Below are 23,010 nucleotides of genomic sequence, written 5' to 3'. Positions count from 1 at the left end.
GTGACCTCTGCCCTCCCCATGCGCAACCGCTTCGACCAGCTTGACAGGCCAGCGGTGATCTCGATCCTCTCATGGCCGGCGTGGGCACGCCGGGCGCCGGCGGCGCTCTACACGATCGCGCTCTTCTATGGCGGCTGCGCCGACATCGGCCTGCCGACGGTGCCCGAGGTGCCGTTCGACAAGATCACCCACTTCGGCGCCTTTCTCGGGCTCGAATGGCTGCTCGAGCTCGCGCTGGCCGAGGCCGCGGCGGCACCGCGGCGCCGGGCGGCGGTGGCGATGAGCGCCGGCGCCGGCGGGTTGCTCGAGCTGGTGCAGGCCGCGCTGCCGTATCGCTCGGCGGAATGGCTGGATCTGCTGGCCGATAGCCTTGGCGCGCTGGCGGGCGCGTGGCTCTTGATGCTGCTCGTCCGCTGGCGCGCGCCCGCCCCAGCCGAAGGGCGCGTGCCCGACGCAGCCGAGGCATCGCGGGAGTTGCCGTGAAGGCGCTCTGGTTCACACCACCGGCTCATCCCCACCGCTGGTTCGCTCCCAGTAGCAGACCTGTCGCACGACGGCGCAACCTGGGCCATACACGGCCACAATGAGCCAGAATAGGTGACACAGGGAAACATCAGGCACCCGGAAGCACTGTGGATTTGCATCGGCACCGCACGTGCGAGGGCGCGCGCCCCATGGAGGTATCCATGGCACAGCTTCAGCGCACAGCGCTCGCCCTCATCGTCCCTGCGTCGTTGTCGATCGCCTGCTCCTCGTCGAGCGGCACGCCGCCGCCGCATGAGCCGCTCCTGCTAGGCGAGGCGCCGGCGGCGATCTGCGGCGGCGGCGCGACCCGCGAAGGGGACGGATCCGGCCGCGACCCCGTGGGCGGCGCCGTGGGCGCAGGTGGCGGCGGTTTCGTGGGATCCGAGCCGGACTCGGGGTGGGGAGGCGGGGGCGGCGGCGTCCCCGGCGCCAGCAGCAGCACCGGGGGGAACGAGTGCGGCGAGGGCGGCGCGGGCGGCGCCGGGGGCAGCGGCGGGGGGTGCGGCACCGAGAGCGGCAGCAGCGGCTCGGCCGGCGGCGGAGCGGCCGGCGGCGGCGGGGCGACCACCGGCGGCGGCGGCGGGGCGACCGGCGGCGGGGCCGGCAGCTCGGACGGCGCCGGCCCTCGGCTCGCACCGCAGGCCAGCGGCGCGTCGTGCGCGGGGGTCGACCTCGCCACGCCGCTGACGTTGTACCTCTCGTCCGACGACTCGAACTCGATGGCTTCGCCCGTCATCGTCCGCCGCCAGATCGAGCGCGGCGCGGTGTGGGTCGACCCGTACGTCATCCGGACGCACGAGTTCCTCAACTACTACCGGTATTCGTTCGCCCCGGCCGAGCCGGGAGAGCTCTCGATCGTCTCGCAGCTCGGCTCCTGCGCGCTCACGGGCGATCTGGCGCTCCAGATCGCGGTGCAGTCGAGCCGGGCGCCCGCCGCGCGCAAGCCGATGACGATCACGCTCGTGCTCGACACGTCAGGCTCCATGGGGGGAGAGCCGATCGAGCTCGAGAGGGCCGCAATCCGGGCCATCGCGTCGACGCTCGTCGAGGGCGACGTCGTGAACGCCGTCACGTGGAACACGGGGCAGAGCCCGGTGCTCGACGGCCACGTCGCCTCGGGCCCGGACGACCCCGTCCTGCTCGAGCTCGCGAGCGCGATCACCGCCGACGGCGGCACCGACCTGAACAGCGGCCTGCTCGCGGGCTACGCGCTCGCGAGCGAGCACCGGACCGCGGGCGGCATCAACCGCGTCGTGCTGATCAGCGATGGACAGGCCAACGTCGGCGTGACCGAGGAGGTGCTCATCGGGGCGAACGCCGAGGACGCCGACGGAGAGGGCATCTACCTCGTCGGCGTGGGCGTCGGCGACGGCGTGAACGACACGCTCATGGACGTCGTCACCGACGCCGGCCGCGGCGCGTATGTGTACCTCGACAGCGCCGACGAGGCGAGGCGCGCCTTCGTCGACCGCTTCGCCGAGACCCTCCTGGTCGCCGCGCGCGACGTGAGGATCGAGCTGACGCTCCCGCCGTACTTCGGGATCCAGAAGTTCTACGGCGAGGAGTACTCGCCTGATCCGGCCAAGGTGCGCACGCAGCACCTCGCCCCCAATGACTCGATGATGCTGTATCAGATCCTGCGCCCGTGCGACCCGTCGCTGCCGAGCGCGAACGACCCCTACCGGGTCCGCGTCACCTGGCGCGACGCGGAGACCGGCGCGGCCAGGGAGGCCGTGCAGCAAACGACGCTCGGGGGGCTCGGGATCGACGACGGCAACCTCACGAAGGCGGCGGCGATCGTCGCGTACGCCGAGGCCCTCAAGCAGCTCCCGGGGCTCGACCCCGCCGGGCGCACGAGCGCGCTCGCGGCCGCCCTCGAGGTGGTCACGGCCGCGAACCCGACCGGCGCGGACGCCGATCTCGTGGAGATCGCGGCCACCGTGCAGAAGATGATCGACAACCAGACGTCGAGCCCCTGAGCGCGCGGGCGCCGTCGAGGTTGAACATCTGCCGAGAGGTGATTTCACAAGAAGGCGGGACGACGGGAATAGCGTGAGCGCTTGCTCCGCCCTTCCCGCCTTCCTGTTGATTCGCCCCTTCCCGTCTTCCTGTTGAAAAGAGGCGCATCGTCGAGATGCGCTCTTCACGAGCGCCGTCGAGGTGGTGTCGGGGCCGTCAGCCTCTCGCGCCGGACCGGACTACCTGCCTCGCGGTCGTCTCGTCGCGTTCGCGACCTCGGGCGGCCTCGCGCCGGGGGCGGCTCGCCCGGAGCCGGCGTTCTCCGGGGCGCGGAGCTCGCGCGCGCGGGGGCGCCGCGCGGGAGGCCGCCCCTGCGACGTCAGCCGCTCGAGCTCGGCGCGCAGGTCGACGCGCACGTGCGCCCCGAGGAGCTTCTCCGCCATGGCGTTCAGCCGTCCGGCGAAGGTGGCCATGATGCAGCCCGCGTGGAGGTCGTCTCGGTCCGGCGACCCCGACCGCCGGTGGTGCCGCCCGTAGTCGCGCGTGATCGCGCCGAGGCCGCCGTCGGCGTGGACCGCCTGCCGCATGAAGTGCCTCGCCGCGAGCTCGTTGGCGATCGGCGGCAGCTGCGACAGCATCAGGCCGGCCTCGGTCCTGCCCTGGGCGAGCAGCATGGAGACGAGGCGCTGGCGGGCGAGCTCCACGAGCCGCGGCGCGAGGGTGTGCTCGTCGAAGACGTGGACGTCCGCGTCCACGAGCTTCTCGAGATCTCCTCCGAGCTCGTTCAGGAACGCGTTCAGCACCGGCGAGCGCGTCGGCCCCGCGTGCTGGTAGACCCGCGCGGCCCCTGCCCCGGAGCGCGTCGCCGCCCCGCCGGGCGCCGACGTCCCGGCGGGCGGGGGCGCGGCGTCGGGCTTCGCGGGCGCCCGCGGTCGCGGAGCCCGCGCACGCTCGAAGTGGCGCGCCGCGCTCCCCTGGCGCTCCTGCGCAGCGGCTGGATCCGTCGCGCCGAGCAGCTCGACGAGCTTGGCGGCTTGAGCGGCCGTCACCTTGGGGCGGGGCGTCTTGCTTGACATGCGAGCAGAGTGTGTTCGACCACAGCTGCTCGGCCGTTTACCACGTCCCGCGAACGCCTGTACAGCACTGAACTCCGGTTCTTGATCTCTCGCGCCCGGCGGCAAAGCCGAGCGCAGGGGCACAATGCGCGAGGGCGCGGCGCCGGTTCCCCCGAGGACATGGCTGTGCAGCCAGGCAGAACCATGTAAGGTGGTGGTACACTGAAGAAGGGGGGAAACGTGAGCTTGTCCGGTTTCTTCAAGTCGCGGCGGCCCGAGACTTCGTCGCTCCTGCCTGCGCCCGCGCTGGCGCCCGTGGAGGCCAGAGACGGCGCGCCGGCCCCGCCGCCGTCTCCCGCGGTCGACTTCGTGGCAGTCCTGACGGCCGCCGGCGTGACTCAGGAGCAGCGGACCAAGGTCCAGAAGGCGCAGGAGCTCCTGCGGGCGTTGCCCCCCGACACCCCCGCTCCGGTGAAGCGCGCCATCGTGGAGGCCGCGTTCAAGGCGTTCGACGTGCCGATTCAGGAGATCGTGGCCGCAGCGTCGGCCGAGATCGAGGCGCTGAAGGCCTTCGGCCGCACCGGCGAGGAGCACACGCAGCGGATCCTCGCGGAGGGGAGCCAGCAGATCAAGCAGCTGGAGGCCAAGATCGCCGAGGTGAACGCGTCGATGAACCGGGCCGTCGCCGAGCAGGCGATGCGCGCAGAGGCCACGATCGCCAAGATGAACGAGGTGCAGCCGGTGCTGCAGTTCTTCACGCCGGAGTCCCCCGCACCGCAGCCGCAGGAGGCCGCGAAAGAGACGGCGGGGTCGGGCTCGGAGAACGGGGCCGGCGACGGTGGCGTGGAAGTCCAGTGGGAGGCGGACCGGTAGATCCAAGAGGCTGCCTGGATCCTGGGCGACCCGAGCGCGTTGTGGCCGGTCGGGACCTCGGTCTCCTCTCCCCGCCAACGTGTCCTGGTCCGCGGCGACCTGGCTCGCCCGCGACCTCAACCGTCGAGCGCGGCGGCGGGTGCGGTGGCCAGCCGGGCGTAGGCCGCCTCGACCGCGGCGCGGAAGGCAGGAGCGCTCGCCACCGCGCTCGGGAAGACGGCGCCGAGCGCCAGGACCGCTGCCACGTCGGCGGTGGGGTCGCCGTCCATGCGCCGGCCGAGGTCCAGCAGGGTGTCGGCCATGGGATCGACGATCGCCTCGCCGCCGCGGGCCCGGGCGCGGATGAAGTGGATCCAGGCGGCGATCGGGACCGCCAGCCGTTCCACCGGGCGGCCGGCGGCGAGCGCCTCGGCCGTGGTCCCGAGGATGCGGAAGGGTAGCTTCTGCGAGCCGTCCCAGGCGATCTGCGAGAGCTTGTGGGCGATGGCCGGGTTGCGGAAGCGGGTCAGCACCGCGCCGATGGTTGCGGGCACGTCCAGCCCCGGCGTGGCGGGCAGGCTGGCGGCGATGTCTTCTCGCATCATCCGCTCCACAAAGCCGGCGAGGCGCGCGTCCGCCATGGCATCGGCCACGGTCTCGCGGCCGAGCCAGAGGCCCACGTAGGCGAGGGTCGAGTGGGCCCCGTTCAGCAGGCGCAGCTTGGCCTTCTCGAAGGCGGTGACGTCGCGCGTGAGGGTCACGCCGGCGTCGGCGAAGGCCCGCGCGTCGGCGCCGAGCTCGTCCTCGACCACCCACTGCACGAACCGCTCGCGCTGGATCGGCCAGGCGTCCTCGAGGCCGAGCTCCCGGCGCACCTTCTCGCGCAGCGCGTCGTCGGTGGCCGGGGTGATGCTGTCGACCATGGTCGAGGGAAAACGCGCCTCCGCCTCGATCCAGGCCGCGAGGTCGCGGTCGCCCTTCACCTGCGCGAGCTGAAGGACCGCCCGGCGCAGGCGCTTGCCGTTGTCCGAGAGGTTGTCGCAGCTCACCGCCACGAAGGGCGGCAGGCCCGCGGCGCGGCGGGCGGCGAGGCCGGCGGCCAGCCAGCCCGGGAAGCTCACCGGAGGGTTGCCGCCGGCGAGGTCGCGGCGGATCTCCGGGTGCTCGAGGTCGAGGTCGCCGGAGGGCGTGAGGCAGTACCCCTTCTCGGTCACCGTCGAGGTGACGATGCGCACGGCGGGGTCGGCGAGGCGGGCCAGGACTGCCTCCGGCGCGCGGGGCGCGGTCAGCACCTGCGTGACGGCGCCGATCACCCGCATCCGCGGCTCGGCCTCGCGCTCGGCCACGGTGTAGAGCCCGTCCTGCGGGGCGAGCGCCGCTTCCACGTCGCCAGAACGGACGGCGACGCCGCAGACGGCGAAGGCGCCGCCGGCCTTCAGCATCTCGTCGAAGTACCAGGCCTGGTGAGCGCGGTGGAACGCGCCAGGGCCGAAATGGACGACGCCGATCCTGGCGGCGGCGCGGTCGTAGGCGGGCCGCTCGACGTGCGGCGGAACGAGGCCGAGCGTGGCCTCCGACAGGCGCCGCAGGCTCACAGGCGCCGCCCCGCCTCCAAAGCGCGATCTCGCGCGGTCACATCGGCTCGTGGAGCGATCCGCAACAGGGCTGCTACGCGCATTTCGCGCATGATAACCGGTGTGTGATCGGCGCGGCAAGCCCGCGGGGTGCGGCAAGTCCACGCGCCGGGAGGAACGACCACGGCACGGCCGAGATCGGGTCGGCGCTGCAGCCGTTCCGGCGCCTGCTCAGGTGAGCGGCAGGGCGCCCCCGGTGTTCAAGACGTCCTCGCCGAAGCGCGTGACGTCTTCGAAGCCCATGTAGTGGAAGCAGCTCACGAGCATGTCGGCGAAGGAGCGATCGCCGCGGAAGTCGACCAGCCGCCCGCGCCGGAAGTAATCGTGCGCCTTGCCCGCGAAGACGACCAGGTTGTCCTCGATGCTGTGGCTGTCGCCCTGCCCGAGCTCGTTCCAGTGCACGACGAGCGTATGATCCCAGAGCGTGCCGTCGCCGTCGCTCGTGTTCTTCAAGATCTCGTAGAGCTTGGTGTTCTGCTCCCAGAGGTGCTTGTGGATCTTGCGCACGTCGGCGAACGAGGCCTCGTCGCTGTTGTGCGAGATGTCGTGGTGCCCCTCGCTGAGGCCCAGGTTCGAGTAGACGCGGTTGCTGGTGTTGCCGCTCCAGTTGAAATGCACCACGCGCGTCAGATCGCAGGCGAACGCCAGGGCGCTGATCTTGAAGAACAGCTCGCCCATGATCACGTGGTTGTCGTCGTCGTAGGGGTCGAGCCTCTCGCCGAGCGGGGTGTTCACGCACGCGGCCGCGCCGTTGCCGGTCTGGAGCGCGCGCTCGACGTCGCGGATCGAGTCGAGGTGCTGCTGGATCTTGGCGCGGTCCTCGGCGCCGAGCCTCGTGAGGAGGGAGTTGCCCTCTTCGCGCACCAGATCGATGGCCGACTGCTTCTTCGCCAGGCGCCTCAGCACCTCCTGCTGCGCGCCCCCGTCGTCGGACGCGAAGTTGAAGATGCGGGCATAAGCCTCGTACGGGTCGGTCTCCGGCGGGACCGGGTTCTGCTCGCCCACGGGGCCCGCGTGGGAGTGTGTGTTCCAGATGTCGTTCCACTTGTTGCCGACGCGGTACACGAGGTGCCGGTGCGCGACGCTCTCGTCGGCTTCCAGCACGCGACCGCCGATCGCGTGGTCGGCGCTCGGCCCTTCCACGTAACCGATGGTGGACTCCGTGCCGCCGATGGGGAACGACCCGGTGCCGGATTTCCACGGGGCGAGCGAGCTGCCGCCCTGCTGGTGGTTGTCGGCTCGCTCGGCCTCCGGCAGATCGTAGAAATGTTTGTGCAGGTTGTTGAGGAAGAGGAGGTCCTCGCGGTAGGGCTCGAGCGGCGAGAGGAATTCGCCGAGCTGAAAGCTCGTCTCCCCGGCGGCGCCGAAGCGCTTCGCCGTCTCGTCGCCGTTCGCCTGGAACACGAACATGATGCGGCGCGGGGAGGGCGGCGTCTGTGCTCGCGCGCGGCCCGGGCGCATGGCGTCGAGGAACGGGAGCGCGAGCGCAACTCCGAATGCGCCACGCAGGACGGTACGGCGGCTGAGCGGCTTCATGGCTTCTCCGGGGCGATGGCAGGACGGTAGCGGAAGGCGTCGGTCTGCGTGAGCGCGACCACGAGCTCGGACAGGCTGTAGCCGCTCTCCTTGAACGCGACCGAGAGCTCCGCCATCGAGCAGCGGTCGGCGTCGGTCTCGTCGCGGCCGTAGAAGAACCGGAAGTTTTGCAGCACGTAACAGGCGCGCGCTTCCTCGCTCTGCGCGAGGCGCTGGCCCAGCTCGGCGGCGTTCGCCACGGGGCCGTCGGCGTCGCGCGTGCCCGCGATGTGGCTCGTGGTGACGACCGGCCTGCCGCCCTCGTCCGTGGTGCGGGATCGGCCCACGGCGTCGAACGACTCGAACACCACGCCGAGGGGATCCATCAGGGCATGGCACCCCGCGCAGCCCGGCTCGGTGCGGTGCAGCTCGAGGCGCTCGCGCTGCGAGAGCCCCTCTCCCAGGCCCTCGAGATCGAGCTTCACGTTGTTGGGCGGCGCGGGCACGATCTCGCACAGGAGATCGGTGCGCACCTTGAGGCCGCGCCGGACGATCGAGGTGCGCGTCACCTTGTCCCGCGTGAGCAGCATGCCTTGGGTCAGCACGCCCGAGCGGCCGGGAAGTTCGACTTTGACGAAGTCGTCGCCGCTCACGCCGGCCACGCCGTAGTGCTGCGCGAGCGCGCCGTTCACGAAGCTGTGGTCGGCGGAGACGAGATCGCCGAACGAGCCGCTCGGGTTCGCGAACAGGTCCCTCACGAACGCGCGCGTCTCCTCCCGCAGCAAGGCGGGCAGGCCTGACGGGAGGTCCGGATACACCGCCGGATCGCGCCTCATGCCGCTCAGCATGTCGGTGTCGAGCCACTGGTCGAAGTACTCGAGCAGGCGGTCGGCCTTGGGGTCGGCCAGCATGCGCCGCGCCTGGGCTTCGACCTGCTCCGGCGTGCCGAGCTCGCCCGCCGCCGCCGCGCGCGTGAGCTCCTCGTCCGGCTGCGACTGCCAGATCAGGTACGAGAGCCGCGAGGCCATCTCGTACGGCGTGGGCTCGGTGACGTCACCCGCGCTCGCCTCGCCGAGCTCGACGCGATAAAGCACGTTCGGCGACTGCAGCATGCTGAAGACGACCCACTCGATGCCGTCTTCGAAGGTGTACCCGTCCGAGCCTGCGGTGAAGCGCTCCTCGTAGCTCTGGACCTCGCCTTCGGTGAGCGGCCGCCGGTACGCCTTGGCGCCGAAGGTGCGGATGAAGTCGCGCGCGCACTCGAGCTCACCGAGCGCCGCCGGATCGCAGGAGACCAGGCCCGAAGCGTGAGCCGCGACGGCGGAGATCTGCTCCGCAGCGTCGAGGAATTTCTGCGCGACGAGCGAGCCGACGGTCAAGAAGCTCGCGTTGTTGCGGAAGCCGAGCGACTCGGCCTCGTTCGGGAACGTGGCGACCACCGTGTCGATGGTGGACGCCACGCCCGGGACGCCGGAGAAGAGATCCTTCAGCGTGTTGGCGTACTCGTAGTTGCTGAGACGGCGGAGCGGCGCCGGGCCGGGCTGCGGCGTCTGGCAGAACGCCGACGCCAGCACGTCTTCCGGGGCCTGGGTCTGGGTGCTTTCAGGCTCGTCCCCGCCGCCGGGCCCGCCGATCTGGCCGTCGCAACCCGCGACGAGCGCAAGCAAGAGCGGCGCGGTGTACCTGAGCTTTGAGCCGGGGAGCTCGAAAGGCCAGCGGTGCGTGTGTTGCTCGGGGCTCACCGTCTCCTCCACGCCGCGCCCGACGAAAGGCACGAGTTGGTGCGAGCGCCGACCACATGGGTCGGCGCCGACACGGGTTCCCGACGCTGCGGCTCAACAGCGCCGATGGGAGGAACATACCAGATCCCGTCCTGGCGGGCTCATCCCATGGGTCGAGCGCGAACAGTTTTGTGCTCCAACGACGCACTCGCCCACCCATTTTACATATTCACATCGTGTTTTTGAATGTCGACGGTAGCGGCGCCCGCCGAACATGACAGCCGAGAGTGAATTAATTTAGCCGTCAACGATTCACGGCTTCCGGCGCTGAGGTCACCTGCGCGCGGCCGCGCCGCCGCACTCGGGCCTTGCGGGCGGGCGCGCGCCCGCGAGGTAGGCCCGCGGCGTCACCCCGAGCAGCGACCGGAACTCGGCCGTGAGGTGGGCTTGGTCGTAGAAGCCGGTCTCGAGGGCGAGCCGCGCGAGGCCCGTCGTGGCGAGGCGCTCGGCGGCGCGGCGGATGCGCGCGATGCGCGCGTAGCGCTTCGGCGATATGCCGATCTCCTCGTGGAAGAGCGCGCGCAGCGTCCGCTCGGCGACGCGGAGGCGCCGCGCGAGCGCGGGGATGGAGGCGTCCGCGCCGGGGGTCGACGCGGAGGCGTCGAGGGCGTCGACGGCGCGGCGCAGGAGCGCTCGGCGCGCCGGGGCGTCGGCCCTGGCGTCGAGCGCGCGGCAGAGGGCGTCTTCGAGCAGGCGCACCGCTGCGGCCGCGTCGCCGCCGACGCGCGCGAGCGCGTGGCGCAGCTCGCGCGCGCGTGCGCCCCAGAGATCGTCGAGCGACACGACGCGATCGACGAGCTCGTGAGCGGCGACGCCAAGGGCGGGCCGCGCGCCCCCGGGGTGGAACGAGAGGCGTGCATAAAGCGGCACCGCGCCCGAGGGCTTGAACGTGGCCCGCTGGAGCGGCCCCACCGCGGCGACGACCGGCTCGCCGCCGGTCCAGCACGCGACGAGCGACGTGGTCCCGCTCGGCAGCCGCGTCCACCCCGCCGGCGGCGAGGAGATGGCGCTCATCACGTGGACATCGGAGACCCAGGAACGGAGCGGCGCGCGCGGCGGGAGGTCGCGGCTTTCCGGACGGGAGGGCGGGAGCAGGGGCGCGAGCACGGCGGCAGTGTAGCGCGCGCGGCCGCGGCCGCCCTGGCCGCCTCGCGTCGGCGCGCTCGCGGCTCGTGCCGGAATCTCCAAGAGCCGGAGTCGACGAGGCGGCAGGCTTCGCTCTCGAAACGGAGGTGTTCATGATCCTTGTTGCTGGTGCGACAGGCACCATCGGTCGCGCGCTCATCCCACAGCTGCTCGCGGCCCGGGGGTCGCGCGCTCATCCCACAGCTGCTCGCGGCCCGGGCCGACGTGCGGGTGCTCACCCGAGACGCCGCCCGCGCGCGTGCCCTCTGGGGAAGCGACGTCGAGGTGGCGCGAGGAGACTTCACGGACGCGCCGTCGCTCGGGCGCTCGCTCGAAGGCGTCGACCGCGTCTTCTTGCTCACGGCGCCGGGGCCGACGGTGGCCGAGCACGACCGCGCGATGGCCGCGGCGGTGAAGCGCTCGCGGGTCGAGCAGATCGTCAAGCTCTCGGCCTACGGCGCCGAGCAAAAGGAGCTCGCTGCGTCCAGCTGGCATCGCGCCGGGGAGGAAGCGGTGATCGCGACGGGGCGCCGCTTCACGCTGCTCCGGCCGGCGGGCTTCCACTCGAACGCGCTCGCGTGGGCCGCAAACGTGCGCGCCGGAGCCCCGATCGAGATCTCGACCGGCACCGGGAAACACGCGCTCGTCGACCCGCGCGACGTCGCGGCCGTCGCCGCCCGCGCGCTCACGTCGAGCGATCACGACGGGCGCACGTACACGCTCACCGGGCCCGTCGGGCTCGACGCGCACGAGCAGGTCGCGATCCTCGCCGAGGCGCTCGGGCGCCCGATCGCCGCCGAGGACGTCACCGTCGAGCACGCGGCGGCGAAGATGCGGGCGGCCGGCGCCCCGGAAGTGTTCGTCGCGGCGGTCCTCGAGGGCCTCAGGTTCTTGCGCGACGGGCGCGCGTCGGCGCCGACAGACGACGTCGCCGCCGTCCTCGGCCGCCCGCCGCGCCCCTTCGCGGCGTGGGTCCGGGATCACCTCGATGCGTTCCGCTGAACGCCCGCGATCGCAGCGCGCTCTGGCAGGCCGTGGGTCGGGCAGCACCTCGTCCGCCGCGCGTCGCCGACGTCGCGCGATGGATCCTGGCGCCTCTGAGAGCCGCTGCGCTGCCTCGTCAGCCCCCGACGGCCACGAACGCGGCGACGAGCCGCTCGATCTCCGCGGGCTCGAGCCCGCTCTCCGCCAGATCGTCGCGGGCCTTGGCCAGCACGGGCTCGCGCGTGAGCCCGCGGGGCAGGCGCACCAGGAGAAAGGCCATGCGCGCGGTGATGCGGGCGATGGCGGGGCGCAGGTCGTCCTCCAGCGAGAAGACCGGCTCGGTCGTCTCCGGGGCGGCCAGGGCGCGTCGCTCGACGGCCTTGGCGCTCTCGATCTGGGCCCGGAAGAAGGCGTTGATGGCCTCGTCGGTCGGGGGCGGCGCGCCGCGCGCGGCGGCGGCCTGGAGGACGGCGGCCCTCCCCGCGGCGAGCACGCGGGCCTCCTGGGCGGCGTCCTCGATGGCCCTGCCGGCGCGCCGCTTGGCGGCGGCCACGAGGGGCATGAGCGCGAGGCGCTCCGCGGTGGCGCACAGGAGCGCGTCCACGGGCAGCGCGGTGGGCCCACCTCCGCCGGGGCCGAGGTGCAGCGCGCGCAGCTGCCCCAGCGCGCCGCGTTCCTCCTCGGCGAGCAGCCAGGTGTCCAGCTGGGCCGCGAGCTCGGGCCGGTCGGCGCGCACGTAGAGCGCGACGATGTCCCGGGTCAGCGGTCCGACCCGCTCGATGCCGCCGAGCCCCTCGGCCCAGCGCGGGGCCTCGAAGGTGTTGGTCATGGCCGCGTCCGCGTCGCCGCGGGCGAACGCCGCGCCCACCGCGGCGTTGTCGGGGATGGCGACGACCTGGGCGCGGCGCAGGAAGCTCCGGGCGACGCGCTCGAGGTGGCCGCCGCGGTTGACCACCACGCGCAGCTCGGGCCGGTCCAGCGCCCGCAGCGCGGCGCGGGCGCCCTCGATCCCGGGCCCTGGGCTGCCCGCGCGCGCGGCCCACGCCGGGCGCCGGAGGAGCAGCACGGCGCCGCCGCGGGCCACCGGCACGGTGAAGCGCCCGGCGATGGAGCGCTCCGGGCGCACGGTGATGCCGTCGGCCGCGAGATCGAAGCGGCCGTCGCGCAGGTCGCCGACGAGATCGGGCCAGCGGAAGCGTGTCCAGGAGAGCGCGAGCCGCTGGTCTGCGGCGAAGGCGCCGAGGAGCGCGGCGGAGAAGGCCTCGGCGTGGTCGTCCTTCCAGACGCTGAAGGGCGGGTAGTCGCCGCTGGTGCCGGCGCGAAGGGAGGCCGCCGCGGGACGGGAGCTCGCGGCCGCGCCCGCGGAGGGCGCGGTGGAGGCGGCAGGCGCCGGCGCGGTGAAGGCGGCAGGCGCCGCGGAGGCGGCTCCGGCCGGACGGGCGGAGGCGGCCCGGTCCGGACGGGCGCACCCCGTCGCGGCGAACCCGAGGACCAGGGCCAGTGAGATCAGCGGGCCCGCCGTGCGTCGCGAAAGCCGGGCTGGGGAGCGTAGCGTGCGGAGAGCGCTCGTCATGAGGGCGCGGAGGATACTCCCTGCGGCCAGCCAGCACGCCCAGCATCTTCTCACGCACGAGGCAGGTGCCAGTGCACCTCGCGGGCTCAGATCGTCCTTCCTGTCCTCCCGGTGGTAGGTTTCGGCCATGAGCACGTGGATCGGGGCCGTCGTCGAGACCCGAGGGCGCGAGGACTTCTGGGATATCCTCCGTCGACACGGCGTCGAGCTCCTGGCCACGGGCGCGCCGCCGGCCTTCGCCTTCATCGAGTGCACGAAAGCCTTCTCGGCGCTCGCGCCGCCGGCCTTCTCGGGGGCGTTATCACGGGACGTGGGCGGGATGGTCCTCGCGTTCTTCGCGCAAACCAACGTCGACGTGTACGAGCTCCAGTGCTTCCGGAGCGGCGAGCGCGTGCGCCTCCTCGAGTACACCCGCGATGGGGGCGGCTGGATCAAGCACGAGGGCGAGGTCCAGCCCTGGGAGCGCAGCTTCTTCTTTGACGAGGGCTCGATGGTTGACGGCGCTGCGTGGCCGGATTTGCTGGGCACAGAGATGTCCGAGCTGTCCGAAGAGGATCGGGCGCGCTACGAGGCGGCGAAGCGGAGCGGCGACGCCACGCCGGTCCTCGATCTGCTCCACCCGCACTCGACGAGGCCGCTGCGCCGGCTGTGCGCGTCCTTCGGCGTGGATCCGAGCGCTCCTGTCGGACGCTGGCGGCCGCCGCGCTCTGCCAAGCCGTGGCTCCTCCTCGGCGTCGTGCTCGCCTTCCTCGCCGGCATGTCCCTGCTCGGCGCGCTGACCCGACCGTAAAGATCACGTCCCTCTGAGGCGCCGCGCGAGCGGCGGCGGTCAGCGCGGCGCGCCCCTGTCTCGGCGTGGCGGATCTGATCTCGGTCGCGGCCGAGCGCTGCGATCGGGCGCCCCGCTGCGGCCGGACGCTCGCCGTCGCGCGGGCGGCATCGGGCCGGACTTGGCTGGACCGCCTGTGTCGCTAATTTCCCGTGCAGGCGGATCGAGACGGCCGGCGCCGGCGAGCCGGACGATGCGGCGGAAGCGCGGACACTCCATGTGGCTCGGCGCGGAACACGCCGCGGCGTGGCGCAGCCCGTCGCGCAGGGCGACCAGCCGCTGGATGGTCTGGTCCAGCTCCTCGGCCTTGGCGGTCAGCCGCTCGCGCTCGATGCGCAGCCGACCGTCGGGCGCGAACATCTGGGCGATCTCGTCCAGCGAGAACCCCGCCACCCGGCCGAGGGCGATCAGCGCCAGGCGCTCCAGCACCCCGGGGTCGAACAGGCGCCGCAAGCCCCGCCGCCCGGTGGAAGCGATCAGCCCCTTCTCTTCGTAGAACCGCAGGGTCGAGGCGGGCACGCCGGAGCGACGTGCCACCTCCGCGATGTCCAGGTGCTTCACGCTTGACCTCAAGTTGACTTGAGCTTGCAGACTACGGCTCGTGATGACCGAACACAAGCCGAAGGAGACTCCGATGTCCGAAGCCCATCCGCCGAATCGCGATCAGGCCGCGTTGTGGAACGATGCCAGCGGGCGCACCTGGGTGGAAATGCAGCAAGTGCTCGATGACATGCTGGCGCCGCTCGCGGCGCCGCTCCTGGAAGAGGCCTTCCCGGGCGAGGGCGGCCGCGTGCTCGACGTCGGCTGCGGCGCGGGCGCCACGGCGCTTTCCATGGCGCGGCGGCTCGGGCCAGGGGGCCACTGTCTCGGCGTGGACATCTCCGGGCCGCTCGTGGCGGCCGCCAGGGCCCGCGCCGCCGCGGAGGGTCTGGCTTCCGCCGCCTTCGTCCAGGCAGACGCGCAGACGTATGGCTTCGAGCCGGACTCTTTCGACGCGGTGATCTCGCGCTTCGGCGTGATGTTCTTCGACGATCCCGCGGCGGCGTTCGCCAACATCCGGCGCGCCGCGCGACGCAAGGCGAAGCTTTCGTTCGTGGCCTGGCGCAGCCCCGCCGAAAACCCGTTCATGACCGCGGCCGCCCGCGCTGCCGCGCCGATACTGCCCCACCTGCCCACCCCGGACCCCGACGCACCCGGGCAATTCGCCTTCGCGGACAGGGACCGGGTGCAGCGGATCCTGGACGCAAGCGGCTGGATGGACGTCGACATTCGCCCGATCGACGTTCCGAGCGGTGTCGCGGAGAGGGACCTGCTCGCCTACGTCACCAAGCTCGGACCGGTGGGTCTGGCGTTGCGGGGCGTGGACGAGCCGACGCGCGCCCGGACGGCCGAAGCGGTCCGCGCTGCCTTCGACCCGTATGTCCGCGATGGCTCGGCCCGCTTCACCGCGGCCTGCTGGCTCGTGAGCGCACGCGCCTAGCCGCTTGCGGCTCCGTCGCTCAGCTCAGCCCGTCGAGCACCTCGGCGAGCGATGCGGCGACGATGGCCCGCTCAAGCCATCGTTCCAGCGTCTCCGGATCCTTCTCCGCCAGGATGCGCTCCCGCGCGACGTCCGGCACGGCGATGCCGCGAACCCGCAGCGCGGTCAGCACGGCCCGCGCCGCCTCCTCGGCGCGCCCCTCGTTGCGGCCTTCGTTGCGGCCTTCGTTGCGGCCTTCGTCGCGGCCTTGCTTCCGCTCCTCGGCTCGAAGCTTCCGCTCGTACTCCTCGAACCACGCCCGGATCTCTGCGCTCACGTCGTCCTCCTCATCGGTCGTCGGCTCCTGGTTCGCGAGCCGGAAGTGTACCAGCAGCGGCGCGGCGATGCCCTTCTCCCACGCATCGTCCGGCAGCGCCGCCAGGTCCGCCAGCGCCTCGCGCAGGAGGCGGCCTGAGCCGAGCAGCCGCAGAAGCAGCGTCGCGCGCGTCCGGGGCAGCTCCGCGAGCACTACCACGCGCATGACCAAGCCCGGCACCGCGTGGTAGACGCCTGGTTGCACCGGCTTGCACCCGTAGGCGTCGAGCACCGTCTCTGGACGCCCGGGGCCGATGATGACCAGCGCTGGGAAGTCCACCGCCACCTGCGGCGGCGCGGCAGCGTCCTCGTCCCGCGCTGCCGCGCCCGCGGCAGCGCGGGCGCGGCGCTCGAGCTCGTGATGCCACGTGAGCTGCTTGCGCAGGCACTGCCGCACCAGACGAAGGCTCGGCGTGTGGTGGAACGGCTCGAACAGGCTCGGCTCCGCCGCGAGCTCGCCGAGCAGGCCCATCCCGGCGCGCTCGGCGTCCCGAGCTGGATCAGGCACGCTGTAGACATCGATCTTCTGGGTCGCCGCCAGGACCTCTACCTCGGTCTGCGCCGCCGACACGAGGCTCAGCCCGTCGCGCAGCAAGTTCTTGGAGAACTGGTCAGAGCGGTTGTGCATCGGAGTGCGACTCTAATCCATCATGACAGCATGGGCCACCATCTTTCGACGAGGCAAGACGAACAAATAAATTACAAAAAGCGCCACGAACAACATGCCATGCCCGTAATGCCTGGTTGATCAACGAGCACTTACCCGCAGGGAGAGCAAATCGTGTGGGAATCGTTATCGATCGGATGACATTTCGGGTCTCGTGGGTGGAATGAACGCGCCGAGGGGTGGCGATCCGTGAGGAGATGCCAGCCATTAGTAAATGGTTCGGTCGTGAAGGTGCTTCTTGACGCATGGTTCGCGCTCTAAGAGCCAGGTGGGCTTGCGCCGGTCCCCGCGCCCGCTCCTATGCAGCAGAGGAGCGATGTCCGACAAAGCACGCGTTCTAACATGGCGTTGCATCCGACATCTAACCTCGGTTCCTCCGCCACCTCGACCAGGCGCGGGTGAACGCCTGATCGTTAGTCCCGGATCCCGAAGCAGAGGCTTCGCTGTCAGTAGGCTACGAGGCGGTTCGCGTGCGACGGCGAGCGATCTCGCCATGGGTCGAGTACTCCGCCGTCGCCTTGCATACGACGGGGAGCGCCTCATGTGTTTCGAGGTGCGTGCGCTGTCGGCCTTGCTCAAGAGCCGTGACAGTTCTACGGACGAGCCCGCTTTGATCGCGCAATGTGCCCGAGCGTTATACACGATCGCCCCGAGCCGCGACGCGCAAGAGGCTCGCCGCCCAGCGGAGGCGCGCCGGCGCGGAGCCCCTTCCCATGGCTGGACGCGCGAGTAATCTCGGACGCTCGGGAGGTGGGTCACGAACAAGAACAGCGCATCGAGCCCGCGCGCGCGGGCGACGACCACGAAGACCACGGCAGCCAAGAAGAGCAGCGCGGAGAAGCCGAAGAAGGCCGCGGCGCCCCGAAAGCCGGCCGCGCCGAAGGAGAAGGCTCCCGCGAAGCCGCGGACCGCGGCGCGCAAGAAGGATCCGCCGCCCTCGCCGGTGCCGAAGCTCCTCGGCGTGCTCGAGTCGCAGAAACAGCTCGGCGGTGCGTCGTACCCGCCGACGCTCGAGCGGCTCGCGGAGCTGACCGGCGATAAACCCGCCGTGACGAGCAAGGCGCTGAAGGAGGCAAAGGCGCGCGTGCTGCTTTCCCGCGAGAAGAAGCCAGCGCCCGGGACCACGCTCGTGCTGTTCGCGGAAGATGTCGAGGTGGTCGCGCAGTCCGATCGGCTCCTCGAGCTGCAGCTCCAGTCAGCGCGCAAACCCGACGCTCCCGCGGTCGATCTGGCGCAGCTCCCCAAGGGCCTCCTGCCTGCCCTGAGCCGCGCGTTCAAGGCGGCGCTCGAGCGGCGCATCGCCGATCGCCGGCTTCCCCGGACCATCGGCGTCGTGCCCGGGAAGAAACCGCTGTTCTTCTTCCTCGACGACGCCGTCCTCCCGGCCGCCGCTGCGCCGGCCCGCCCCGCCGCGACCGCGACCGACGGCGCTGCGCGCCCCACGGCCCCCAACGGCGCCGGCAAGGCGGCCAGCGACGGCGCTCGCCCCACGGCCACCGACGGGGCCGGCAAGGCAACATCCAGCAGCGCAGGCCCCACGACCCCCGCCGCCGCCCCCGCCGCCTCCCCCTCCCCCACCCCCCCCTTCGCCGCCCGCTTCGACGCCGCCTTCACCGCCCTCGACCAGGCCTCCGGCAGCCACAACTACGTCACCCTCCGCACCCTCCGCGACGCCCTCCCCGACGTCCCGCGCGACACCTTCGACGCCGAGCTCACCGCCCTCCGCCGGCAGCGCCGCTACTCGCTCGACCCCTCCGACGGCCGCCACCACCAGATGGCCGACGCCGAGCGCGAGGCCGGCATCATGGAAGCCGGTAACCTGCTCGTCTACGTCGCCCGGAGGCACGACGCATGAACACCGAGGAGCCCACCTTCGAGCGCTTCCTCGCCGCGGTCCGCGGCACCAACCCGTTCCGCAGCCACCGCATCACCGACGTCGGCAGCGGCGAGGCCACGGTCGAGTCGATCCACAAGAACGCCTTCAACAAGCTCGTGCGCGTCGTGCAGGACGCCGCGAAGGAGCCGACCAGCATCGGCGCGCTGCTCATCGGCGCGCCCGGCGTCGGCAAGAGCCACCTGCTCGCGCGGCTGTTCCAGTGGGCCGGGGAAGACAAGGCCACGGTCGTCTACCTGCACAACATCCTCGCCTCGCCCGAGCGGATGCTCCGGTACGTGCTCAGCGCGACCGTCAACAACCTCGCGGGGCACCGCGGGAGCGACTACACGCAGTCGCGCCTCTACGCCATCTTGAACCGCGCCCTCATCAGGACAGGCGCGCTCAAGGGACGCAAGCTCATGATGAGCCCGAAGGAGATCGAGGCGCGCAAGGAGGCGCTCGCCCGGCTCGGCGCCAAGATCGACCCCCAGAACGCCGTCATCCCCGTGCTCAACGCGTTCCTCACCGGGACGTCGCACGGGAGCCTCGGCGACGCGGGCGCCGAGAAGCGCGCCCAGGCGGCGGTGCTCTGGCTCTCCGGCGAGACGCTCGGGCCCGACGAGGCGCGCCTGCTCGACCAGGCGGCCGGCGAGGAGGGCCTCGCCCTCGCGGACGACGCCGCGGTGGAGCGCGTCCTCCACGTCCTCGCGCACCTGTGCGCGCTCGCCGAGCTGCCGCTCGTGCTCTGCCTCGACCAGATCGACAACCTCGATCCGGACGCCGTGCGCGCCCTCATGTCGTACGCGCACGCGCTGCTCGACCGGGCCAAGCACCTCGTCGCGATCGTCTCCGGCGTGAAGCAGTCCATGCTCTCCCTGCGCATCGGCGAGGTGATCCCGGCGGCCGCGTGGGACCGGATCGCGGAGCGGATCCTCGAGCTGCACATGATCTCGCCGGACGAGGCCCGCGCCATCCTCTCGGGGCGGCTCGACGCCGCGCTCTCGGGCTTCGAGGAGAAGGAGATCGAGGAGGTCATCGCCGCGCGCAAGCGCGATCGGCTCTTTCCCCTCGGCAGCGAGTGGCTCGATCAGCGCCTCGACGGCGTGGCCGAGCTCCGTCCGCGCGACGCGATCCTCTGGGCGCGCGACCGCTGGGAGGCGCAGCAGGACCGGCTCGCGGCCGTCGGCGGCAAGCGCTGGCTCAAGGAGTGGCCGGGCCCCGGCCCCGACGGCGACGGCAAGAAGCCGCCGACGGTGAGGCTGGAGGACGTCATCGACGCCGAGGTGAGAAAGAAGCTCGAGGAAGGCAAGAACCGCCGCCGGCTGCAGCAGGCGTCGCTGCCGCCCGACGAGGACAACCTCGCGAGCCTGACGCACCACCTGCTCGCGAGGTGCGCCGGAAAGGCCAACGCGACGCTCCTGAACATCGAGCACCTCACCGCGAAGAAGCGGGGGAAAGCCCCGGCGTATCACCTCCTCGCCAAGGAGAAGCGCGCGGACGGCGTGACCGTGACCACGGGCGTGACGTTCCTCTGCGCGCCGAGCGGGCACGGGGCGCGCGTGCCGCTCCAGCGCATGGCCGAGGACACGAAGCACACGGACAAACGCCTCCTCGTCACCGACGAGGAGCGCCGGCCGCTGCGGCTCGGCGGCGCCGGCAAGGCCGCGTACGACGCGCTCGGCAAGCTGGGCCGCCAGCGCTTCCTCCACCTCCACCTCGACTTCTCCGGGCACGCGGAGCTCGACTCGCTCGTGGGGTTGCTCGGCGCCGCGAGGAGCCAGGACCTCGAGATCGAGCACCCGCGCGGGCAGTACCGCAAGGTGACCGAGGCCGAGGTGATGGAGTCGTTCCACCGCCAGGGCCTGCTGCTCGCGCACCCGCTGCTTCGCGAGCTGCTCACCGAGGAGATCGTGAAGAACGACACGGGCTCGATGCCGCCCCCGCCGTGGGACGCCCAGCAGACGCGGGAGCACATCATGGCCGAGCTGTCGTGGCGCCTCGGGCTGATGGCGAAGGAGCTCGCCCAGATCTTCGCGGACCGCAAGAAGCTGCCGCCGAAGCGCTTCCCGGAGGTCTGGGCGCACCTCAAGAAGACGGCGCAGGCGCTCCATGACGAGGGCCACGTCCACGCCACGGCGACGGACGACGACCTCTTCGTCCAGCTCCGGGGCAGGAAATGAGGCTCGTCCACGTCAACGTGACCCAGCTCCGCGTCGCGGCGACGTGCCCGAGGCTCCACTGGTTCGACACCCGCGCCACGGCCGCGCGGCAGGACGGGCAGACGGTCGTGAGCCGCATCTGGCGCAAGGGCGGCGCGACGCCCGGCTGCGGCGCCCTGTTCCACACCGCGGTGGAGCGCTTCAACGCCGCCGCGCGGAGCTCGGACGAGGTGCTGGCCGCGCTGGAGGACGCGCGCGACCCCGCCGGCCTCCAGCAGGCGCTGATGCGCTGGTTCAACACGTCCTGCCTCAACCTCGACGCGCTCGCCGCGCGCCCGGTGCCGCTGCGGCTCGGCTTCATCGCCGCGGTCCAGGTCTACATGGAGGAGCTCGCGCGGCTCGCGGTGCACGCGCGGGCGGACGGCCTGCCCGCGGCGGAGCTCCGGAGCCAGCTCTTCGGGGACTCGCGCAAGCGGGTCGACGTGACGTTCCACGTGGGGGACGACGTCCACGTCCACGTGACCGGGGCGATCGATTACGTGTACTTCGATCCGCGGCTCGGGAAGCACCGCATCGTCGACTACAAGCTCACGCCGCCGACCTCCCCGAACAGCGATCTGTTCCAGGTCTTCACCTACGCGCTGATGCACCACCACCAGCACGGCACCCGGCCTGACGTGGCGGTGTTTTACCTGCACCCCGCGCGCAGCGTCCGGGAGGCGCGCTGGGAGGAGGTCGAGGCGAAGCGCGGCAAGATCTACGAGCTCATCGCCAGCATGGTGGCGTGGTCCGACCACGCGCGCGGCGCCGGAGGGCTGCCGCCGCCGGGCGACCGCGCGTACTGCGACGGCTGCAAACACGAGCGCTCCGGGGCCTGCGTCGCGGAGCTCGGCCACAAGGACAAGGGGGCGTGGGACCGGCGCTGGACGGCGCTCGAGGCCACCCGCGGCGGCGACGCGCGCGACACGCGCGACACGCGCGAGCGCGTCGCCGCCGGCACGACGGCGGCGGACAGGCCGGCGGCCGGCGAGCTGACGGCGGACAGGCCGGCCGCCGGCGAGCTGACGGCGGACGTGCCGATGGTGGAGGACGATCCCGAGCTCGACGAGGCGCTGGCGGTCGTGAAGCCGGGCGGCGAGCCCCCGAAGCCGGCGGAGACGCCGAGCCGCAGGCGAAAGGCGCCGCCGGGCGGCGAACGTTCGCCCCATTCGACCGCCGACACGGGAAAAATCCCGCCGCAAGCGAATACCGCAGCGGCGTCCGGCATGCTCCTCGGCTTCGACGACCACGGCGCGCCCGTCTGCATGGACCCCGCGGTGCTGCGGACGCACGTCTCGGTCGTCGGCGCCGCCGGCAGCGGCAAGACCTGGATGGCCAAGGTCATCGCGGAGGAGGCGCTGCGCGCCGGCATCCCGGTGCTGGCGATCGATCCCCAGGGCGATCTCGTCCAGATGATCGAGGAGCGCCCGCGCGCCGAGATGCCGCCCGAGCTGCTCCGCCCGTGGGAGGAGCTCAAGGAGCGGATCGAGCCGCGCATCCTCACGCCGGGCTCCTCGCACGGCCTCCGGCTCTGCCTCGATCCGCTGCGGCTCCCGAGCGCGAGCGAGCTCGCCCACATCGCGAACCCCGCGCTCCGCGCCGAGGAGGAGGAGGGCCTGCTCGTGGCCGTGGCCGCCAACCTCGTGAGCCTGTGCGCGTGCGGCGGCGAGGAGGAGTCGCAGCGCACGTTCCTCTACCAGGTGCTGCGGCAGCTGCCGCGCGCGGCGCCGATCCGCCTCCGGGACATCGTGGCCGCCGTCACCGCGCCCGAGGACCTGGGCATCGACGAGGTGGACAGCCTGATCCGCAAGAGCGAGCGCGAGCGGCTCGCGCGCCGGCTCAACACCTTCGTTCAAGGCCCCTCCGCGCGGCTCTTCACGGGCGGCACACGCCTCGACTTCACCGAGCTGCTCCGGCCCACGAAGCCCGGGCGCGTCCCGCTCAACGTCGTTTACCTGAACGCGCTCAGCAACGACGACGAGAAGCACTTCTTCCTCGCCGCCCTCGCGACGGAGCTCTACCGGTGGATGATCACCACCGTCGACGCGAGCTCCGGCGGCGTGAACCTCCTCTTCTACATCGACGAGGCGCGCGACTGGATCCCGGCCGGCGGCGGCAAGCCGCCCGCGAAGCAGCCGCTCATCCGCCTCTTCACCCAGGGCAGGAAGTACGGCGTGGGCTGCCTGCTCTGCACCCAGAGCCCGCGCTCGGTCGACTACAACGTCTTCGGCAACACGAGCACCAAGCTGATCGGGCGGCTCGAGGCGGCCCAGGACGTGGACCGCGTGATCGACTGGTTCACGAACGAGGGCGGCGCCCCCTCCTGGGTCGCGGCGCGCAAGGGAGCCCCCAAGGGGAGCTTCGTCGCGCGCTGGCCCGACATGCCCGCAGAGCTCGCCGGCCGCGCGTTCCGGGGTCGAACGCTCTTCACGCGGCACGCCGGCGCCTGGTCGCCCGATCGCGTGGAGCGCGCCGTCACGGCGGCGGGGCTCCGCGGCGACGCCAAGTAGCAGGCCGTCACGGCCGGCGGGGCTCCGCGGCGACGCCAGGTAGCAGGCCGTCACGGCGGCGGGGCTCCGCGGCGACGCGCGGCGATGTCGGAT

At 72.2% G+C, this 23,010-nt stretch carries 17 protein-coding genes; 9 read left to right on the top strand and 8 right to left on the bottom strand.

Annotated elements, in window-relative coordinates; translation table 11 throughout:
• Nucleotides 1-18 precede the first annotated feature (18 nt).
• Together WMF43_RS19355 and WMF43_RS19350 are read left to right on the top strand one after the other, a co-directional pair.
• Complete coding sequence (locus WMF43_RS19355) at nt 19-483, top strand: VanZ family protein (RefSeq protein WP_437682142.1); 465 nt, start codon at nt 19-21, stop codon at nt 481-483.
• 203 nt (nt 484-686) lie between these two features.
• A complete protein-coding gene (locus WMF43_RS19350) occupies nt 687-2,504 on the top strand; it encodes a vWA domain-containing protein (protein ID WP_437682140.1) in 1,818 nt (605 codons plus the stop codon).
• Nucleotides 2,505-2,723: 219 nt separating this feature from the next.
• Here the strand turns inward: WMF43_RS19350 and WMF43_RS19345 are convergent, their stop codons facing one another.
• Nucleotides 2,724-3,560 carry a hypothetical protein gene (locus WMF43_RS19345; RefSeq protein ID WP_437682139.1) on the bottom strand — a complete coding sequence of 279 codons (837 nt, stop codon included), beginning with the start codon at nt 3,558-3,560 and terminating at the stop codon, nt 2,724-2,726.
• 219 nt (nt 3,561-3,779) lie between these two features.
• Here WMF43_RS19345 and WMF43_RS19340 point away from each other — a divergent pair, with 219 nt between their 5' ends.
• A complete protein-coding gene (locus WMF43_RS19340) occupies nt 3,780-4,412 on the top strand; it encodes a hypothetical protein (RefSeq protein ID WP_437682137.1) in 633 nt (210 codons plus the stop codon).
• A gap of 116 nt (nt 4,413-4,528) precedes the next feature.
• On the opposite strand, the gene WMF43_RS19335 is transcribed toward WMF43_RS19340, so the two are convergent.
• From WMF43_RS19335 to WMF43_RS19320, 4 genes are all read right to left on the bottom strand, one after another.
• Nucleotides 4,529-5,986: a mannitol dehydrogenase family protein gene (locus WMF43_RS19335; protein ID WP_437682135.1), complete on the bottom strand. Its 1,458-nt coding sequence runs from the start codon at nt 5,984-5,986 to the stop codon at nt 4,529-4,531.
• A gap of 210 nt (nt 5,987-6,196) precedes the next feature.
• Nucleotides 6,197-7,561, bottom strand: coding sequence for a DUF1552 domain-containing protein (locus tag WMF43_RS19330; RefSeq protein ID WP_437682134.1), 1,365 nt, complete (start codon nt 7,559-7,561; stop codon nt 6,197-6,199).
• Nucleotides 7,558-9,282, bottom strand: coding sequence for a DUF1592 domain-containing protein (locus tag WMF43_RS19325; protein WP_437682133.1), 1,725 nt, complete (start codon nt 9,280-9,282; stop codon nt 7,558-7,560). The genes WMF43_RS19330 and WMF43_RS19325 overlap by 4 nt, the downstream gene beginning before the upstream one ends.
• A gap of 312 nt (nt 9,283-9,594) precedes the next feature.
• Nucleotides 9,595-10,335 carry a helix-turn-helix domain-containing protein gene (locus tag WMF43_RS19320; RefSeq protein ID WP_437682131.1) on the bottom strand — a complete coding sequence of 247 codons (741 nt, stop codon included), beginning with the start codon at nt 10,333-10,335 and terminating at the stop codon, nt 9,595-9,597.
• A gap of 240 nt (nt 10,336-10,575) precedes the next feature.
• Between WMF43_RS19320 and WMF43_RS19315 the strand changes: the two genes are divergently transcribed.
• Complete coding sequence (locus tag WMF43_RS19315) at nt 10,576-11,448, top strand: NAD(P)H-binding protein (RefSeq protein WP_437682130.1); 873 nt, start codon at nt 10,576-10,578, stop codon at nt 11,446-11,448.
• Between the two features lie 118 nt (nt 11,449-11,566).
• Here WMF43_RS19315 and WMF43_RS19310 read toward each other — a convergent pair whose 3' ends face one another.
• Nucleotides 11,567-13,003 carry a transporter substrate-binding domain-containing protein gene (locus WMF43_RS19310; protein ID WP_437682128.1) on the bottom strand — a complete coding sequence of 479 codons (1,437 nt, stop codon included), beginning with the start codon at nt 13,001-13,003 and terminating at the stop codon, nt 11,567-11,569.
• A 127-nt stretch (nt 13,004-13,130) separates the two neighbouring features.
• On the opposite strand from WMF43_RS19310, the gene WMF43_RS19305 reads away from it, so the two are divergent.
• On the top strand, nt 13,131-13,793 hold the full coding sequence (locus WMF43_RS19305; RefSeq protein WP_437682126.1) for a hypothetical protein: 663 nt from the start codon (nt 13,131-13,133) through the stop codon (nt 13,791-13,793).
• Nucleotides 13,794-13,832: 39 nt separating this feature from the next.
• On the opposite strand, the gene WMF43_RS19300 is transcribed toward WMF43_RS19305, so the two are convergent.
• On the bottom strand, nt 13,833-14,393 hold the full coding sequence (locus WMF43_RS19300; protein ID WP_437682125.1) for a helix-turn-helix domain-containing protein: 561 nt from the start codon (nt 14,391-14,393) through the stop codon (nt 13,833-13,835).
• Nucleotides 14,394-14,466: 73 nt separating this feature from the next.
• Between WMF43_RS19300 and WMF43_RS19295 the strand changes: the two genes are divergently transcribed.
• Nucleotides 14,467-15,312 carry a class I SAM-dependent methyltransferase gene (locus tag WMF43_RS19295; RefSeq protein ID WP_437682123.1) on the top strand — a complete coding sequence of 282 codons (846 nt, stop codon included), beginning with the start codon at nt 14,467-14,469 and terminating at the stop codon, nt 15,310-15,312.
• A 19-nt stretch (nt 15,313-15,331) separates the two neighbouring features.
• On the opposite strand, the gene WMF43_RS19290 is transcribed toward WMF43_RS19295, so the two are convergent.
• Nucleotides 15,332-16,294: a hypothetical protein gene (locus WMF43_RS19290; RefSeq protein ID WP_437682121.1), complete on the bottom strand. Its 963-nt coding sequence runs from the start codon at nt 16,292-16,294 to the stop codon at nt 15,332-15,334.
• Between the two features lie 982 nt (nt 16,295-17,276).
• On the opposite strand from WMF43_RS19290, the gene WMF43_RS19285 reads away from it, so the two are divergent.
• Genes WMF43_RS19285 through WMF43_RS19275 form a run of 3 tightly spaced genes read left to right on the top strand, consistent with a single transcriptional unit; the run spans nt 17,277 to nt 22,917 of the window.
• On the top strand, nt 17,277-18,188 hold the full coding sequence (locus tag WMF43_RS19285; RefSeq protein WP_437682119.1) for a hypothetical protein: 912 nt from the start codon (nt 17,277-17,279) through the stop codon (nt 18,186-18,188).
• The gene (locus WMF43_RS19280) at nt 18,185-20,389 is read left to right on the top strand and encodes an ATP-binding protein (protein ID WP_437682118.1); all 2,205 of its coding nucleotides are present in this window, start codon (nt 18,185-18,187) and stop codon (nt 20,387-20,389) included. The genes WMF43_RS19285 and WMF43_RS19280 overlap by 4 nt, the downstream gene beginning before the upstream one ends.
• On the top strand, nt 20,386-22,917 hold the full coding sequence (locus WMF43_RS19275; RefSeq protein ID WP_437682117.1) for a helicase HerA-like domain-containing protein: 2,532 nt from the start codon (nt 20,386-20,388) through the stop codon (nt 22,915-22,917). The genes WMF43_RS19280 and WMF43_RS19275 overlap by 4 nt, the downstream gene beginning before the upstream one ends.
• The last annotated feature ends 93 nt before the right edge of the window (nt 22,918-23,010 follow it).

This window comes from Sorangium sp. So ce131, from assembly GCF_051519095.1.
GTDB lineage: Bacteria > Myxococcota_A > Polyangia > Polyangiales > Polyangiaceae > Sorangium.
Note: the sequence above shows the minus strand (reverse complement) of the source record. Positions and strands in the feature narration are given on the sequence as shown.

What these genes read in the sequence shown, in the direction of transcription:
- WMF43_RS19355 (WP_437682142.1), top strand. Translation starts at nt 19, where the DNA reads ATGCGCAACCGCTTCGACCAGCTTGACAGGCCAGCGGTGATCTCGATC.
- WMF43_RS19350 (WP_437682140.1), top strand. Translation starts at nt 687, where the DNA reads ATGGCACAGCTTCAGCGCACAGCGCTCGCCCTCATCGTCCCTGCGTCG.
- WMF43_RS19345 (WP_437682139.1), bottom strand. Translation starts at nt 3,560, where the DNA reads ATGTCAAGCAAGACGCCCCGCCCCAAGGTGACGGCCGCTCAAGCCGCC.
- WMF43_RS19330 (WP_437682134.1), bottom strand. Translation starts at nt 7,561, where the DNA reads ATGAAGCCGCTCAGCCGCCGTACCGTCCTGCGTGGCGCATTCGGAGTT.
- WMF43_RS19320 (WP_437682131.1), bottom strand. Translation starts at nt 10,335, where the DNA reads ATGAGCGCCATCTCCTCGCCGCCGGCGGGGTGGACGCGGCTGCCGAGC.
- WMF43_RS19310 (WP_437682128.1), bottom strand. Translation starts at nt 13,003, where the DNA reads ATGACGAGCGCTCTCCGCACGCTACGCTCCCCAGCCCGGCTTTCGCGA.
- WMF43_RS19305 (WP_437682126.1), top strand. Translation starts at nt 13,131, where the DNA reads ATGAGCACGTGGATCGGGGCCGTCGTCGAGACCCGAGGGCGCGAGGAC.
- WMF43_RS19295 (WP_437682123.1), top strand. Translation starts at nt 14,467, where the DNA reads ATGTCCGAAGCCCATCCGCCGAATCGCGATCAGGCCGCGTTGTGGAAC.
- WMF43_RS19290 (WP_437682121.1), bottom strand. Translation starts at nt 16,294, where the DNA reads ATGCACAACCGCTCTGACCAGTTCTCCAAGAACTTGCTGCGCGACGGG.
- WMF43_RS19280 (WP_437682118.1), top strand. Translation starts at nt 18,185, where the DNA reads ATGAACACCGAGGAGCCCACCTTCGAGCGCTTCCTCGCCGCGGTCCGC.
- WMF43_RS19275 (WP_437682117.1), top strand. Translation starts at nt 20,386, where the DNA reads ATGAGGCTCGTCCACGTCAACGTGACCCAGCTCCGCGTCGCGGCGACG.